This is a genomic window from Pyramidobacter sp. C12-8, from assembly GCF_002007215.1.
Taxonomy (GTDB): domain Bacteria; phylum Synergistota; class Synergistia; order Synergistales; family Dethiosulfovibrionaceae; genus Pyramidobacter.
In genome coordinates, this window is sequence record NZ_MUHX01000017.1 from 1 (window position 1) to 15,700 (window position 15,700).

14 protein-coding genes are annotated in these 15,700 nt (G+C 55.2%); 12 read left to right on the forward strand and 2 right to left on the reverse strand.

The window, feature by feature from the left end:
• Nucleotides 1–488: helix-turn-helix domain-containing protein (locus B0D78_RS12570; RefSeq protein ID WP_143521782.1), on the reverse strand; the 488-nt coding region annotated here is incomplete at its 3' end.
• 198 nt (nucleotides 489–686) lie between these two features.
• Between B0D78_RS12570 and B0D78_RS07565 the strand changes: the two genes are divergently transcribed.
• The 4 genes from B0D78_RS07565 to rbr all read left to right on the forward strand — a co-directional run bounded on the left by B0D78_RS07565 (nucleotide 687) and on the right by rbr (nucleotide 3,677).
• A complete protein-coding gene (locus B0D78_RS07565; protein ID WP_078016369.1) occupies nucleotides 687–1,982 on the forward strand; it encodes an HD domain-containing protein in 1,296 nt (431 codons plus the stop codon).
• Between the two features lie 24 nt (nucleotides 1,983–2,006).
• The gene (locus B0D78_RS07570) at nucleotides 2,007–2,501 is read left to right on the forward strand and encodes a hypothetical protein (RefSeq protein ID WP_078016370.1); all 495 of its coding nucleotides are present in this window, start codon (nucleotides 2,007–2,009) and stop codon (nucleotides 2,499–2,501) included.
• Between the two features lie 145 nt (nucleotides 2,502–2,646).
• On the forward strand, nucleotides 2,647–3,024 hold the full coding sequence (locus B0D78_RS07575) for a Fur family transcriptional regulator (RefSeq protein ID WP_078016371.1): 378 nt from the start codon (nucleotides 2,647–2,649) through the stop codon (nucleotides 3,022–3,024).
• 110 nt (nucleotides 3,025–3,134) lie between these two features.
• On the forward strand, nucleotides 3,135–3,677 hold the full coding sequence (rbr, locus tag B0D78_RS07580; RefSeq protein ID WP_078016372.1) for a rubrerythrin: 543 nt from the start codon (nucleotides 3,135–3,137) through the stop codon (nucleotides 3,675–3,677).
• Nucleotides 3,678–3,770: 93 nt separating this feature from the next.
• Here rbr and B0D78_RS07585 read toward each other — a convergent pair whose 3' ends face one another.
• Complete coding sequence (locus tag B0D78_RS07585) at nucleotides 3,771–4,466, reverse strand: 2-phosphosulfolactate phosphatase (protein ID WP_078016409.1); 696 nt, start codon at nucleotides 4,464–4,466, stop codon at nucleotides 3,771–3,773.
• A gap of 283 nt (nucleotides 4,467–4,749) precedes the next feature.
• Between B0D78_RS07585 and B0D78_RS07590 the strand changes: the two genes are divergently transcribed.
• The 8 genes from B0D78_RS07590 (at nucleotide 4,750) to B0D78_RS07625 (ending at nucleotide 15,565) form a co-directional block, all read left to right on the forward strand.
• Nucleotides 4,750–6,333: a PucR family transcriptional regulator gene (locus B0D78_RS07590; protein ID WP_158606310.1), complete on the forward strand. Its 1,584-nt coding sequence runs from the start codon at nucleotides 4,750–4,752 to the stop codon at nucleotides 6,331–6,333.
• Nucleotides 6,334–6,896: 563 nt separating this feature from the next.
• On the forward strand, nucleotides 6,897–8,234 hold the full coding sequence (locus B0D78_RS07595; RefSeq protein ID WP_078016374.1) for an aminotransferase family protein: 1,338 nt from the start codon (nucleotides 6,897–6,899) through the stop codon (nucleotides 8,232–8,234).
• A 287-nt stretch (nucleotides 8,235–8,521) separates the two neighbouring features.
• A complete protein-coding gene (locus B0D78_RS07600; protein ID WP_078016375.1) occupies nucleotides 8,522–9,475 on the forward strand; it encodes a TAXI family TRAP transporter solute-binding subunit in 954 nt (317 codons plus the stop codon).
• A gap of 96 nt (nucleotides 9,476–9,571) precedes the next feature.
• Nucleotides 9,572–11,530, forward strand: coding sequence for a TRAP transporter permease (locus B0D78_RS07605; RefSeq protein ID WP_078016376.1), 1,959 nt, complete (start codon nucleotides 9,572–9,574; stop codon nucleotides 11,528–11,530).
• Nucleotides 11,531–11,564: 34 nt separating this feature from the next.
• Nucleotides 11,565–12,254, forward strand: a complete 690-nt coding sequence (locus B0D78_RS07610; RefSeq protein ID WP_078016377.1) for a CoA transferase subunit A — start codon at nucleotides 11,565–11,567, stop codon at nucleotides 12,252–12,254.
• A complete protein-coding gene (locus B0D78_RS07615) occupies nucleotides 12,238–12,936 on the forward strand; it encodes a 3-oxoacid CoA-transferase subunit B (protein ID WP_078016378.1) in 699 nt (232 codons plus the stop codon). The genes B0D78_RS07610 and B0D78_RS07615 overlap by 17 nt, the downstream gene beginning before the upstream one ends.
• A gap of 1 nt (nucleotide 12,937) precedes the next feature.
• Nucleotides 12,938–14,122, forward strand: coding sequence for a thiolase family protein (locus B0D78_RS07620; protein WP_078016379.1), 1,185 nt, complete (start codon nucleotides 12,938–12,940; stop codon nucleotides 14,120–14,122).
• A gap of 81 nt (nucleotides 14,123–14,203) precedes the next feature.
• Entirely contained in the window at nucleotides 14,204–15,565 is a 1,362-nt protein-coding gene (locus B0D78_RS07625; protein ID WP_205948275.1) for a short-chain fatty acid transporter, read from the forward strand.
• The last annotated feature ends 135 nt before the right edge of the window (nucleotides 15,566–15,700 follow it).

The following is a 15,700-nucleotide window of genomic DNA, read 5'->3' on the forward strand; positions in this document are numbered from 1 at the left end:
CGCCCGTTCCCCCTGCCAAACCATTCAAACGACGTGGCGTCAGTCTGCCACAACATCCCCGCGGCCACCTTCCGCGGTCGGGAACGGTGAAGCTTCGGCCGCCGCCGCACACTCTTCTTGCTCCTGATCCCCTCGTCCTTCAGAATGCGGACGACACTCGAACGACTGATCCCGATCCCCTCCCGTTCGTTCAGGCATTCCGCAAAGTGAGAGAAGTTGAAATCGTAATAGACCTCCTCATACGCCTTCAGCACCGACTCCCGAACCTCATCTCCGATCCTGCGCCGAGACGTTCTGCCGCGGTTGCCGTGAACAAGCCCCGCCGCCCCTTGAGCGACGAACCTCTTCTTGATCCTGATGATTTGCCGTTGACAGAGCCCCAGCTTTTCCGCCGCCTCCCTGTTCGTCATGCGTCCGTCGACAAGCGCTCCGATAATCCTGATACGATCCAGTTCCTTTTGTGACAATGTCATTCGCTCCTGTTTCATGAACGGTATTATCTCAGAGTGACATTTTCTTGGAACAGTTATGGGGGACTTTATCACTGAACAACGACACAGATTCCGGCGGATGGTTGAATTCTGAATCGGGTTTTGATAAACTGAAAGCAAATATATAAGAGTATATATGGAAGCTTATAGGCTCAGAATGTTCCTTCTCTAAAAATAAAAACAGGAGAAACAGTGATGTACCAATTCAGAGACCCGATCCATGGTTTTATTGACATTTCCGACGATGAACTGAAAATTATAGATTCCGCTCCTTTTCAGCGTCTCCGAAACATACGCCAGTTGGCGACCACGTATTTGGTATATCATGGAGCCGAACATTCCCGTTTTGGACATTCTATCGGCGTGATGCACCTGACTTCGCGAGTTTTCGATTCCGTGACGCGAAAAGTGCCGAATCTCTTTTCTGACGACGAAGAGGAAAACGCACATAAAACAGCATGGTACCGTCAGTTGCTGCGGCTTATCGGCTTGACCCACGATTTGGGGCACGCACCCTTTTCTCACGTATCGGAAGAGCTGTTCGAGCCCGGCAAGGAGCATGAGGATTTTACAAAGCTTGTGATCTGTGGGACGGAAATTTCGGGGTACATCCGCGAGATCGGCGCGAAATTCAAAAAGCAGCACGGTGACCGTTATGATATAACACCGGAACTTGTGTGGATGATCTACGAGGGAAAAGATATTCTGAACGAAGAATTCATTGTTCCGGATTTCTTTTTTTTGAAAAATTTCATGGACGGCGAACTCGATTGTGACAAGATGGATTACCTGCTGCGCGACTCTTTGTATTGCGGCGTTACGTACGGCACTTACGATCTGGACAGGTTCATATCGACCCTGACGGCGTATAAACAGAATAATCAGCTTCAGCTCGCCATCGAAAGGGGCGGCGTTCAGGCTCTTGAAGAATTTATACTCGCCAGGTATTTCATGTTTATCCAGGTTTATTTCCATAAGACGCGCCGTTATTTGGACAAGGTTCTTGTTAAGAGTTTGAAAGCTGTCTTGCCGGGAGGAAAATATCCCGACGACGTTTCAGAATACCTGAGATGGAATGACGCGCGAATACTCGATCTGATTGCGAGATCGGAAGATAGCGACGTCGTGCCCTTTAAGAACCGGGGGATCATGACCTGTGTATTTGAATCCAAAACCCATGCCGACCAGGTCGATAAACAGAACACAAAGCTGATCTTTAATCAGCTAAAAAGGAAGTACGGCGGTCGCGTGCTCTATGACAGCGTCGATAAAGCGGCGCACAGACTAGCGCCGGCACTATTGGCCCCACAGGATGACAGCGGTAGGGGAATCATGATCCTTGACGAGGGGACGGGAGATGTCAAAAACATTATGGAGGAGTCCATTATTTGGGAGTCCATTGTAAAACCGATCAGCATCAATCGGATCTATGCAGATAAAAATATAGCTGCTGAGGTTAGGAAGGAAATACAAAAGATTCGAAGCGAGTAAATAATGTGAAATGGAGGGGAGCCCATGGTTAACGAAGCGGCTGTCGTAAAAATCATCGACAGGATTTCTTGTAAGAGCGAGAATCCCTGCAAAAAAAAGCTCCAGAAAATCGTATTCCTTGTTGAAATGAAAGGAATAGATGTCGGCTGTGATTACGGCATTCATTTCTATGGGCCTTACAGTGCGGATCTCGATTTTGCGGTCAGGGAACTGAGCGATGAAGGTATTTTGAAGATCGACTATACGCCGACAGAGCACCGGATTTCCGTGAGAAAGAGTTCATTTGGCAACGACTATAACGATGAAACCGTTAACGAAATCGTCGACGAGTTTGCTAAAGAAACGCCCAGCAGGCTTGAACTGATCGCAACGGCGCTTTATGTTTACCTTCAGGTACATAAAAATCCTCAAAAGATCTCGGCCGGCGTCAAAAAGATCAAGGGGAGCAAATATTCTGACGAGGAGATTGACGCCGCGATTGAACGGCTGAAATCCACGGGTTATATTACTGCGGCGTGAGAGGAAAAATACGCCGTCGGCGCAGTTTCGTTCCGGAGTGGCTGACGAAACCGAGCCGACGTTTTTTTGCGCCGGGCGGAAAAAAAGAGGCGCTTGACAGATCAAAAAAATAGAATTAGAATAATTCTAGAAAAGAGGCGAGGCCATGACAAAATACGCTCGGGGAATTCTCGACATCGTGAACGCTTCGCGCAGCCACCTGACGGCGGAACAGATTTTCTGGGAGCTGAAAAAGACGCAGCCGAAGGTCGTTCTGGCGACGGTGTACAACAATCTCAACGCGCTCTGCGCGCAAAAGCTGATCCGCCGCGTTCACGTCGAGGGGTCGCCAGAGCGTTACGACCGGATCGAGAAGCACGATCATCTGATCTGCCAGAAATGCGGCAAGCTGGCGGACGTGACGCTGGCCGACCTGACCGGGGGGCTGGAAGAGCAGCTGGGGGAACGTGTCACGTCCTATGACCTCAAAGTCTTTTACGTCTGCCCCGAATGCCGCCGCAAGGCGGAGGGGACGGCGCCGTAAGCGCGTGTGTGGGAAGGCTGGCGGTCCTGCCGGCAGCCAGGGGGAAATTTTCCTCCGTCCGGGGGGACGGAGGAAGACATGTTTTGAAAAGATCAGGGGGATCATTGGAAATGGCGCAGAACAAGTATGAAGGCACCCAGACGCTCAAGAACCTGCAGGCGGCGTTCGCCGGCGAATCGCAGGCGCGCAACAAGTACACCTATTTCGCCTCGGTCGCCAGGAAGGAAGGTTACGAGCAGATCTCGGCGCTGTTCCAGAAGACGGCCGACAACGAGAAGGAGCACGCCAAGATGTGGTTCAAGGAGCTGGACGGCATCGGCGACACCAAGGCCAATCTGGCCGCGGCCGCCGCGGGGGAGAACTACGAGTGGACCGACATGTACGACGGCTTCGCCAAGACCGCGGAGGAAGAGGGGTTCCCCGCGCTGGCCGCCAAGTTCCGCCTTGTCGCCGCCATCGAAAAGCATCACGAGGAGCGCTACCGCGCCCTGCTCAAGAACGTGGAAAGCGGCGAGGTCTTCCAGAGGGGGGAAGTGAAGATCTGGGAGTGCCGCAACTGCGGCCACATCGTCGTCGGCGTCAAGGCGCCCGCCGTGTGCCCCGCCTGCGCCCATCCGCAGAGCTACTTCGAGATCCACGCCGAGAACTACTAGGGAAAAGGCGGAAAAGTGAAAACGGCCGGAAGCTGACGAACGCCCATTCGTCGGCTTCCGGCCGTTTTTTGTTCCGCGTGGAACGCGGGTGTTTCAGCACGCGAGCGCGCTCATGCGGAACAGCCCGTCGCCGAGGCGCTGCGCGCGGATCACGAAGTCGAAGCGGTCCGCGTCGACGCACATCCAGAAGTCGTCCTCGGGGAACACGTCCTGCCGGGCGGGATCGAAGAACTTCCGCCCCTCCGGGTCGGCGCGCACGGCGGCCAGTTCGCGTTCCATGTCCAGCGTTTCCCCCCTGAGCCGCGCCGCGATGCAGCGCGCGCACAGGCGGTCTTCCGGCGTGCCGGAGACGCCCGCCAGGCCCATCGCCACCAGCGACACCCGCTCGGGATCGCGGCTGCGGATATAGCGCGCCGTGGCCGCGGCGTTGACGAGGCTGCCGGCCACGATCTCGGCCGCGCCGGAAGCGGCCGCCAGCCCCTGCGTGCCGGCGCTGGTGGTGTGGATCACGGTCTTTCCGCGAAAATCCGCGCCGCGCGTCTGCGACGGCGAGTTGCCGAAGTCGAACCCCGGCAGGATCGCGCCGCCGCGCTCGCCGATCAGCACGGCGCCGGGATGTTCTGCTTTGAGGCGCCGGGCTTCGGATTCCGCGCCGACGGCGAAGATCGACGCCGCGCCGCGCGCGAACAGCCAGGCTTCCAGCGAAAAAGCGCGGAACACGTCGATGACGACCGTCAGCCCGCGGGCCCGCCGCGCGCCGTCGAGCAGTTCGAGAATTTGTATGTCCATCGGATCCCCCGCTTTCGTGGGATTGCGCCGCGTGAATCTCTTCCGGGAGCGCTTCCCGTCCATTATATGATGAACGGCGCCGTCTGGGAATGGGGCTTTTGGGACGGGCGACGTACTCCGCGCCGAAAACCGTCCGGCGAAAACGCGGGCCGCCGCGTTTCTCGCTCTGGAGTAACGGCGCTGCGGCATAAAAACGGGGCAGGGCCTTTCAATTTCGTTGTTTTTTTGTATGATGATGCTGAGACGCGGGCGAATTTGCCTTCAAGGAAAGGGGGAACATCATGTGAAAACGCTTGGAGCTCCGCAGGCGGTGACGGTGCGGCAGATCGCGCGGCTGCACAATTTCAAGAAATACACGCGCCTTGTCGCCGGCGAGAAAGGGCTCGACCGCACGGTAGCATATACCACTGTCTGGGAATCGCCGGAACTGGCGAGCCGCCTCGAAGGGCAGGAGTTTGTCTTCAGCGTGGGCTATTTGGCGCGAACCAATCCGCCTCTGGCGCTGGAAGGTTTTCGGGCGTTGACGAACGTTGTATCGGCGATGGGGTTCAAACTCGGGCCGCATATCGACAAAATCCCCGCTGAGTTCATCAAGATCGCCGACGAGAAAAACGTCCCTCTGTTCGAGATTCGCGCAGACTGTCAGTTCAGGTGGCTCATCCAGTCCATCATGGCCGAGATCAATCTCTACCAGGCCAGCGTTTTGATGGAGGTGAACCAGTATTTTCACGACCTCTACGAACTGGCGATGAAAGACAGCCGGGATTCCGTCCTTTTGTCGCAGCTCTCCGAGCGGATTCGCGCGCTCTGCTTTCTTCTTCCTCCCGACTTGCAGGGGCCCATATGGCCGCAAAAACGGCAGATCGGGCGAGCTGAAAACACGCTTTTGCAGGGAGCGCACGAAGTCTTTCGCAAGGCCTGCGTGACGCAGGGAGAGTTTCATGAACCTCCGTGGCATATCTTCCCGCTGACAGGCAAGAACTATTGTCTTGGTTATCTGGTCGTGCATCATAAGCCGGCTCTGGGCGACAAGGAACGTTTGATGATCCAACAGCTGCAGATGAGACTGACGATGAAGTGGAACGAGCGCTTCGAGGATACGCGCCGGACGCTGATGAGCCTGTGGAACAGCCTGCTCTACAATCCCAAAGATAAAAGAGAGTTCATCAGCCATACGCTGGAACGTTGCGGACTGGACGCCGAACAAGCGTTCCGCGTGCTGGTGTTCTCGGCCCGTCCGGGACTGGACGAGGCGTTTCGGCGGGGAGCGCAGTTTACCATGGGGAGCCTTGGACGTCTGATCCCGCATAAGATATTGCTCTGGGTGACCCCATCGGAATGCGTGCTGCTGTGTTCGTCGACCGGCGGGCAGAAACTGCCTCAGTATATGATCAAGGCCAAAGAACTGCTGGCCCCCGATCCATCGGCCGTTTTATCGGTCGGACCGTCGGTAAGGAGGATCGAAGAGATCCGCGACAGCTACCGTATGGCGAAAAACTGTTTCCGCGCGGTCTGCAGCCGATATGACAGGCCGGAATCGCTCCTTTGCTGTGACGATTGGCTCTTCGAACTGTCCCAGATCGAAGGGGCGGATACGCTGGAGAGCCGCCTGCTCGTGAAGAAAGTTCTTGATCCTCTGCTTCGGTATGACCGCGACCACGGCAATACCGCTTTTCAGGATACGTTGAGGGCAATGAACCGAACGGAGAACCTCAGCGAGGCTGCAGGGGTTCTTCACGTGCATGAAAACACGCTTCGTTACCGCGTGCAGCGCATGAAGGATTTGACGGGGCTCGATTTGTTCCGCTACAGAGACCGGGCGATGCTGGCCCGCGCGCTGTTCTGTTTTGAAATGAGCCGAGAATGACCGACGTTCATTTCAGACGATGAAGACAGCCTTTGAAAACAGGAGAGATTACTTTCATTTTTTTACCTATGATGTGCGTCTGGTATTCTTGAGATGGTAATTAAAGAGGTCACTTCGGTTTATTCTCGAAGTGACCTCTTGTTGTTTTCTACAAAATTTGTTTATTATTTCTGTTTGTTTGAATAAAGACTGCAGTTGTGTTTTCTATTAATATTAAACCAGCTATCTAAGTAATGAAATGAGTATGGGTCATGTAGAAAGAAAGCGGTAAGCGTACCATAAAATTGTTTGTGGCTCTGCTTTGAGTATCTTGGAGAGAGAAAATGTTTGTCGGTTTTGTTGATTAAATATGAATTATAGTATTATTTGTAGCGCCAAGAAGTCTCTCTCGCTAAATGGCTGATTTCCCGATGACGATGAACAGCGAAGCTTTTGGTTTTGAAGGATGTCACGAGGTGTGAAAGAACTCTCAAACGAGAGGCGAGTTTGTCCTGCATCACCATAAAGCGCATTCTTTGCAGGGGGCCATAAATCATAAGTCTTGGAAAGGAGTTGGAGCGAAGATGACTGGCAAGTTGTTTCCGCGGAGTTTTAAGACGGAATATCTCACGGCGGTCCAAGGCGAGGGTATTTATATTTATGACAAGGAAGGAAAGAAATATCTGGATGGATGCAGCGGAGCTCTGATCTGCAATTTGGGACACTGCAACGAAGAAGTTATCGAAGCTGTAGTGGCGCAAATGCACAAAATAGAGTTCGCCCACACGTCACGCTGGCGTCTGGACAGCGTCTCGGAGGCGGCAGAAGAAATGGCTTCGCTGGCACCGGAGGGTATGGAGTATGTGTGGTTTACCTGCGGAGGTTCCGAGGCTATCGAGGCGGCAGTCAAGCTAGCGCGCCAATACTACATCGAACGGGACGGAGGGTACTCCAGCAAGTCGACGATAATATCTCGGTGGAACGCTTATCACGGGAGTACTCTGGGCACTATGGCCATCGGCGGCTCAATTCCCAGGCGGCGCATCTACGCCCCTCTCTTCAAAGAGAATCCCCATATTGTGCCTCACTATTGCTACCGCTGTCCTTTCGGTCTGGCGCATCCTTCCTGCGATATGCGCTGTGCCCGTCAGCTCGAGGAGGTCATCAAGCGCGTAGGCCCCGGCAATGTCATGGCGTTTATTGCTGAGCCTATCGTGGGCTCCTCTGTGGGGGCCTTGGTGCCGCCGGGCGAATATTGGCCTTTGGTGCGCGAGATCTGTACCAAATATGACATTTTGCTTATTGCCGACGAAGTGATGACGGGCATGGGACGCACGGGGAAAAATTTCTGCGTCAATCACTGGGGAGTGAAGCCCGACATCATTGCGACCGCAAAAGGCATGGCGGCAGGTTACATTCCTACCGGCGGCGTGATTGCCTCGAACTGGATTGCTGAAGAGATCCAGAAAGGTACCGGGGCTTTTACTCATGGACACACCTACACGGGTAATCCGTTGAGCGGAGCTGCCACTGCGGCCGTGATCAAGTACATGAAGAAACATAAGCTTGTGGAGAACGTAGCTACATTGGGGATCAAATTTGGCGAGGGGCTCAAGAAAATTGGCGAAAGCAATCCTATCGTGGGCGATGTCCGCGGCAAAGGTTTCATGTGGGGCTTTGAACTGGTTCAGGACAAGGCTGCAAAGACGCCGTTTGCAAAGAATGTCGGCGCTGCTAACGTGGCAATGAAAGAATGCCTTGCCCGCGGGCTGGTCATCTATCCCGGCGGTGGCATGGTCGACTACATTGACGGCGACAATTTCCTGGTAGCTCCGCCGCTGATCACCACGTCAGAGCAGATTGACGAGCTGCTTGAAAAACTTGAAATGGGACTTGCGGCCGCCGCAGCGAAGCTGGCATAGCTAAAGTCTTTCCCAGCGCCGAAAGGAATCGGGGAAGATGTCTTATACTATTTCTCAATTAAAATGCCGAATACAGAGGCGCTGCGGGGGAGATTCACAAAGCGAGCTGCGGTCGAAATAGTCCTGAGCGACTGAACTCCCCCGCAGCGCCCAGAAAACTATGCTAATACTTTCTATCAAGGATTAGTCTTATGCACAAGAGACAAGAGGCATTTTTTTGCGCTTGATGGTCCATGAGTTCGAGAGTATCGTCCATTTATTCCATTTTTGAAGGAGGCATACTATCCATGAGAAAGACGAAGATTACGTTGATGGCGTGTGCATTGTTTTTTGCCATCGTAAATTCTGCCCTCGCTCTTGACTTCGTCACCATTGGCTCCGGCGGCGTGGGCGGCACGTATTATCCACTGGGCGGTTCCATGGCGGAGATCTTGAACAACGCCAAAATTGACGTAAAAGCGACTTCCCGGGCCACTTCAGCCTCTCGCGAAAACTGCCGCCTGCTGGCTCGCGACGCCGTGCAGATAGGTATGGTTATGGGCTCCACGCTGTGGCAGGCCTATACGGGCACTGAAGCCTTCGAAAAGGATGGCAAGCTGGATCTCTACATCCTCATGAATATGTACGCGGCCCCCCAGCATATTGTTACTACCGGCAGGACGGGCATCAAAACCTTCGAAGACCTGAGAGGCAAGAGGGTCTCTGTAGGTGCCCCCGGCGGCGGAGATCAGGTGTTGACCAACCTCATTCTTGCAGCGGCTGGATGGGATCCAGAGAAGGATATCAAGCGGGAGCAGCTGACCCAACCCGAGGGCGCTACCGCTTTGGTAGATGGCAACATCGATGCGGTATTCTGGAACTTCGCGGCTCCCGGTTCGGCGGTGCTCGAAGTGGCAGCGGTACGCGACGTAGTATTGATTCCGATTCCTGAGGACGTGGTCAAGAAAGTATGCGAGGCGAATCCTTTCCTGTTTTCTTACACTATTGACAAGAATATATACAATCAGGCAGAAGACTGCCTGACCGTGGCAGATGGCAACTTCCTGGTGGTCAACGGCAAAATGAAGGAAGACCTCTCCTATCGTCTCGTCAAGACCATCGTGGAAAACCGCGAGGCTTTTAAAAAGGTAACGACCCAGGCGGAGCACTTCAATCCCAAAGAGGCCAGCGTGGGTATCATTCGCTTCGCTTCTGGCGCCGTAAAGTATTTCAAAGAGCAGGGGTTTGACACTCTCAAATAAAACGTGCCAGCCTTCGCAAGTGAGCAAGATTCGGTGTCCCGGAAGGGGGCTGGAAAACTCTCCCGGCCCCCTCTTAATTTTTTAAGGAGGCATTTCATGGTAGAACCGCGTTTGCAGGAGAGGGAGTCTCAAATCGATCCTCCAAAGGCCGAGAGGGTAAAAATAGACAACCCCGAGGAAGCCAAGTTTCGAATTCTGTCGGGCTGGCAAAACTACTTGCTGTGCGGGTTAGCTCTTTGTGCGTCCTGTTTTCACCTTTATACGGCCTATTTTGGCCAGCTTTCGGCCATGTATCAACGAGGGTGGCACTGGATGTTCATCAGCGCCATGCTCTTTTTGCGCTATCCCTGTACGAAGAGTCGCCCCAAGAACAAGGTCGACCTTTGGGATTGGGTGCTGATCGCCCTTTCCATCGCAGGATGCCTCAATATCCTCCTCAATTTTGAGGATATCGCCATGCGCGAGGGAATGGCGATTCCTTCGGATATCTGGATAGGCACAATCATGACGCTGTTGGTGCTTGATGGCGCTCGGCGTTCCATGGGCTGGCCTCTGCCCATCATGGCTGCTGTGGCTTTGGCCTATGCATTTTGGGGCCCCTATTTCCCGGGTATGCTGGCCCACGGGGGGTTTCCCCTGGAGGAAATAGCCCCCTTCCTCTATCTGAGAACCGATGGGATTTTTGGCACTCCCTTAGGCGTATCGGCCTCGTTCATCTTTCTGTTCGTGCTTTTCGGAGCGTTTTTGAACTTGTCCGGAGCCGGGCAATTCTTCATCGATTTGGCCGTAGCGGTAGCGGGACGCAGTCGTGGCGGTTCCGGCAAGGCCGCGGTAATTGCCTCCGGCCTTATGGGCATGGTATCGGGGAGTTCTTGCGCCAATACAGTGACCACCGGCGCTTTTACCATCCCTTTGATGAAACAGTCGGGCTATAAGTCTAATTTCGCAGGGGCTATCGTAGCGGCGGCCTCCACGGGAGGGCAAGTCATGCCACCGGTCATGGGCGCGGCTGCCTTCATCATGGCTCAATTTTTGGGAATCGCTTATTGGGATATCGTGGTGGCGGCAGCCATTCCTGCTACGCTTTACTTCATCTCCATCATTGCCATGGTGCACTTTCGTGCCGGCAAACAACGTATGGCAAGCCTTAATGCCGACGAAGTGCCCAGCATCCTGAAACCCCTTAAGGAAGGATGGTTTCTGCTGGCGCCCATCATCGTACTGGTCATGTTTCTTGGCAAGGGGTTCTCGCCTGTCAAGGCTGTGTTCTGGTCCATCGTGATGCTCATTGTCGTATCCTGGTTCGGCAAGCCTGAACACCGTCTGACGCCTGCCCGGATACTTCAGGCTCTCATTGCGGGAGGTCTCGGCGCAATCGAGGTGGCGGCGGCCTGTGCGTGTTCCGGCATTGTCATAGGCGTGATCTCCATTACTGGCGTGGGACTGGCTTTTTCGTCCTACGTGCTGAGTCTTTCCCGCGGTATCCTGCCGCTGGCGCTATTTCTTACCATGATAGGCTCCATCATACTGGGCATGGGCATCCCAACCACGGCGCAGTATATCATCACCTCTACGTTGGCAGCTCCGGCGCTCTACGAGATGGGAGTTCCGATGATATCGGCCCACTTGTTCTGTCTCTATTTTGGCGTTTTGGCCGATGTGTCGCCTCCTGTGGCGCTCGCTACCTACGCGGCAGCCGGCATAGCGAAGTCAAACCCCATGAAAACGGGTTATACTGCCTTGGTGACTGCGGTGGCAGGTTTTTTGGTTCCCTATATGTTTGTCTACAATCCCTATTTACTGCTCCAGGGTGATATTTGGCACATCATTATCGGTTGCGGTACCGCCTTGGTTGGCATTGTAGGACTTTCAGCGGGCGTCCAAGGTTTTTTGGTTGACGATCTGAACGTTTTGCAGCGAATGGCTCTTGTCTCCGTGCCGTTTTTTATCATCTATCCCACGCTGACCAGCAATGTCATAGGCTGCGCCATTATCGCCACCCTCTTCCTGTGGCAGAAGTACCGCCAGCGTGTAAATCTTGCAGTGGAAAAATAAGGGGTTCTCAAAGATCGGACTAAGGAGGAAGAATATGGCACGAAATGTGATCAAGCCGGTCATGTCGGCCAATGAAGCCGTTAAAAACGTCAAAGACGGCATGTCCGTCATGATCGGAGGATTCAACTTCGGCGGCGTTCCTTACACGCTCGTCGAAGCGCTTGAAAAAGCCGGCACCGGCGGATTGACCATGATCTCCAACGACACGAGTTACGCCGACGTCGGCCACGGCCGGCTCGTGGCCGCGGGGCAGATCAAAAAAGTCATCGCCTCGCATATCGGCATCAACAAGAAGACCGGCGAGCAGTACAACGCCGGCACGCTCGAACTGGAACTCGTTCCCCAGGGGACTTTCGTCGAGCGCATCCGCGCCGGCGGCTTCGGTCTGGGCGGATTCCTGACGCCTACCGGCGTCGGCACCAAAGTGGAGGAGGGCAAGCAAGTCATTGAAGTGAACGGCAAAAAATATCTGCTCGAACTGCCGCTGCGCGCCGACGTGGCGTTGATCCGGGGCCACAGGGCCGATCGCATGGGCAACCTGACCTATTTCGGCACGAACCGCAACTTCAATCCCACCATGGCCACCGCGGCCGATCTGGTGATTGCCGAAGTCGATTCGATCGTCGACGTGGGCGAGCTCGACCCCGACAACGTCGTGACCCCCGGCATCCTGGTGGATATTCTGGTCGTGAAGGGAGACAACTACTATGCTGCCCGTACTTAACGAAGACGTCGTCCGCAATCGCATCGCCAAACGCATCGCGCTGGAGTTTGAAGACGGCGACGTGGTCAATCTCGGCATCGGCATCCCCACGCTGGTTTCCAACTTTGTGCCCGAAGGGCGCCGCCTCGTCATCCAGACCGAAAACGGCTGTCTCGGCGCCGGCCCCGAACCCGAGCAGAAAGATTACCGCTTCATCGGCGCCGGCGGACGTTTTATCACGCCGCTGCCCGGCTGCTCGTTCTTCGGCAGCGACATGAGCTTCGGCCTGATCCGCGGCGGACACGTCGATGCCACCGTGCTCGGCACGCTGGAAGTCGATCAGGAAGGCAATCTCGCCAACTGGATCATCCCCGGCAAACTGCTGCCCGGCATGGGCGGCGCGATGGATCTCGTCGTCGGCGCCAAACGCGTTATCGTCGCCACCACCCACTGCGATAAAAAAGGCCATCCCAAGATCCTCAAAAAGTGCCGCCTGCCCCTGACGGCAGTAGGCGTGGTTTCCCTGATCGTCACGGAGTTCGCCGTGTTCTCCATCGAGGACGGCACGATGACCTTGCTGGAGATCGCGCCCGAAGTGACCAAGGAAGACGTTCGCTCTCACACCGAAGCGAACTATGTCGAGGCTGAAAATATCACGCAGATGAAAGGCACGGAAGTGTCAGAAACGGAGGCGGTGAAATAAAATGAGCAACCCTGTCATTATCAGCGCAGCGCGTACGGCCGGGGGAAAGTTCGGCGGCACGCTTTCCAAGCTGAGCGGCCCCGAGTTGGGAGCCGTCGCACTGAAAGCGGCCGTTCAGCGTGCCGGCGTCAAAGGCGAGGACGTCGACGAGGTGATCCTCGGCACCGGCTGGCAGGCCGGCGTCGGCGCCAACCCCGCCCGTATCGCCATGTACGGCGCCGGCATCCCCAGCTCCGTTCCCGCGTTCACCGTGAACATCCGCTGCGGTTCCGGCCTGCGCGCCATCATGCTGGCGGCCGACCGCATCCGCCTCGGCGACGCCAAAGTCATCGTCGCCGGCGGCATGGAGAGCGCCTCGAACGTCCCCTACCTTTTGCCCAAGGCGCGCTGGGGCTATCGCATGGGCGAACAGAAAGTCCTCGACGCCCTGCACAAAGACGGCTTCTTCTGCCCCGTCGCTCAGCACCTGATGGGAGAACTCTGCGAAGAAATCGCCGCCGAGTACGAAATCTCGCGCCGGGAACAGGACGAGTTCGCGCTCGCCTCTCATCAAAAGGCCGCCGCCGCGACGGCAGCCGGGCTTTTCAAGAACGAGATCGTCCCCGTCGCCGTCAAGGACAAAAAGATGGGCGAGATCGTCTGCGACACCGACGAGATCTTCCGCACCGATACCTCGCTGGAGAAACTCGCCAAACTCCCTCCCATCTACAAAAAAGACGGCGGCACCATCACCGCCGGCAGCAGTTCGGCCCTGTGCGACAACGGCGCGATCGTCATCGTTGCCGACCGCGAATGGGCGAAAGAACGCGGGCTCAAGCCGCTGGCCGAGATCCTTGGCTACAGCGCCGCAGCGCTCGACGCCGAGCGTTTCCCGCTTGGCCCCGTCGTCGCCATGCCCAAGGCGCTGTCCAAAGCCGGACTGAAACTGAGCGACATGGAACTGATCGAGATCAACGAAGCGTTCGCGGCTCAGGTCATCGCCTGTCACCGCGAAATGCCGTTCGACATGGAAAAGCTGAACGTCCACGGCGGCGCGATCGCCCTCGGTCACCCCATCGGCGCGACCGGCGCCAAGATCGCGACCACGCTGATCAACGCGCTCGGTCAGCGGGGCAAGGAGCTCGGCATCGCTTCCGCCTGCATCGGCGGCGGCCAGGGCGTGGCTATGGTGGTGCGCAAACTGTAAGATGCTCTTTTCTGATGCCGTCTTTGTGACGGCATCAGAATAAAAATTGTTTCGGTTCCCCCACAGAAGGAGAAAACAATAGTGAGAAAGTTTCTGCAGGCAATGACCAATGTGTTTATTAGCTTAGTCCAGCGCTGGCTTCCCCGCCCATTTACCCTTTCCATTATCCTCAGCGGACTTGTCGGCGTGCTGGGGATGATGATTTGCGGCAAGTCCGCAGCTGATATGGTAAATTACTGGGGTAAGGGCTTTTTTGGACTGTTCCCCTTTACTATGCAGATGGTGCTGATCGTCGTAACAGGGCACGCACTGGCAAGCGCGCCGGTTGTGCAGAGTATGCTTGGCGCTCTCGCCTCCGTACCGCGCGGGCCAAAATCTGCAATCTTCATTGTCGGTTTTATTTCCTGCCTTGTCAGTTATATCAACTGGGGTTTCGGACTGGTGATTGGAGCTCTTATCGCTAAGGAAGTGGCAATCAAGAAACGCGGCATGGGCATCCATTATCCGCTTATGATCGCTGCGGTCTACGGCGGCAATGTGCTTCGCGGCCCCTCATCGGCAATCCCCCTGTCGATCGCGACACCTGGACATTTCCTGGAGAAAGTGTGCGGCATCATCCCTGTTTCCGATACGTTGTTCAGCAGCTGGAACATGTTTATTACGGTAGTGCTGTTTTTCATCATCCCCGGGCTGTGTGCCCTGTTGTCTCCGAGCAAAAATGACAAGTATCCGCCTGTGGAACTCGATTCCGCCATCATTGAGGCAGAGTTAAAACGCCAGGAAAAAGAGCGGGCTGGGCGTATCAAGAAAGCGGACAGAAGTCCGGCCGAACGTCTTGATAATAGTGTCATTATCATGATTCTTCTTGTCGCTGCAGGCTTCTGGTATCTGTATAATTTCTTTGCCGGCCAGCAGAAATTCAATCTCAACCTGAATACCATCAACTTTGCGTTCATGATGCTCGGACTGCTGGTGCACGGTTCGCCCGCGAGATATTCCGAAGCAGTCGGCGAAGCGGTGAAAAGCGTCGGCGGCATCATCCTGCAGTTCCCGTTTTATGCGGGCATGATGGGAATGATGAGAGATTCCGGTCTGACAGTAGCGATCGCCAATTTCTTTGTGAGTATCTCTTCGGCTAAGACGCTTCCGTTATTTACGTTCTGGAGCGGCGGTCTGATCAACGTCTTTATCCCGTCCGGCGGCGGTCAATGGGCTGTTCAGGGGCCGATCATGATGGAGGCGGCACGGGCACTGAACGCCGACGGAGCAAAAGTCGCGATGGCTCTGTGCTGGGGAGACAGCTGGACGAACCAGATTCAGCCGTTCTGGGCTTTGACAATCCTTGCCATTGCGGGATTGGGCGTACGGGATATCATGGGATATTGCTTGTCGATCGCATTGTTGGTAGGAATTTTTATCTCGGCGGCTTTTATTCTGTTATAGCTATAGATTTAACGATTGTTATACTATTTCTTAATTAAAATACCGAACACAGAGGCGCTGCGAGGGAGATTCACAAAGCGAGGTGCGCAGACTGCGCAGCAGTCGAAGTAGCTCTGAGCGGCTGAACTCCCTCGC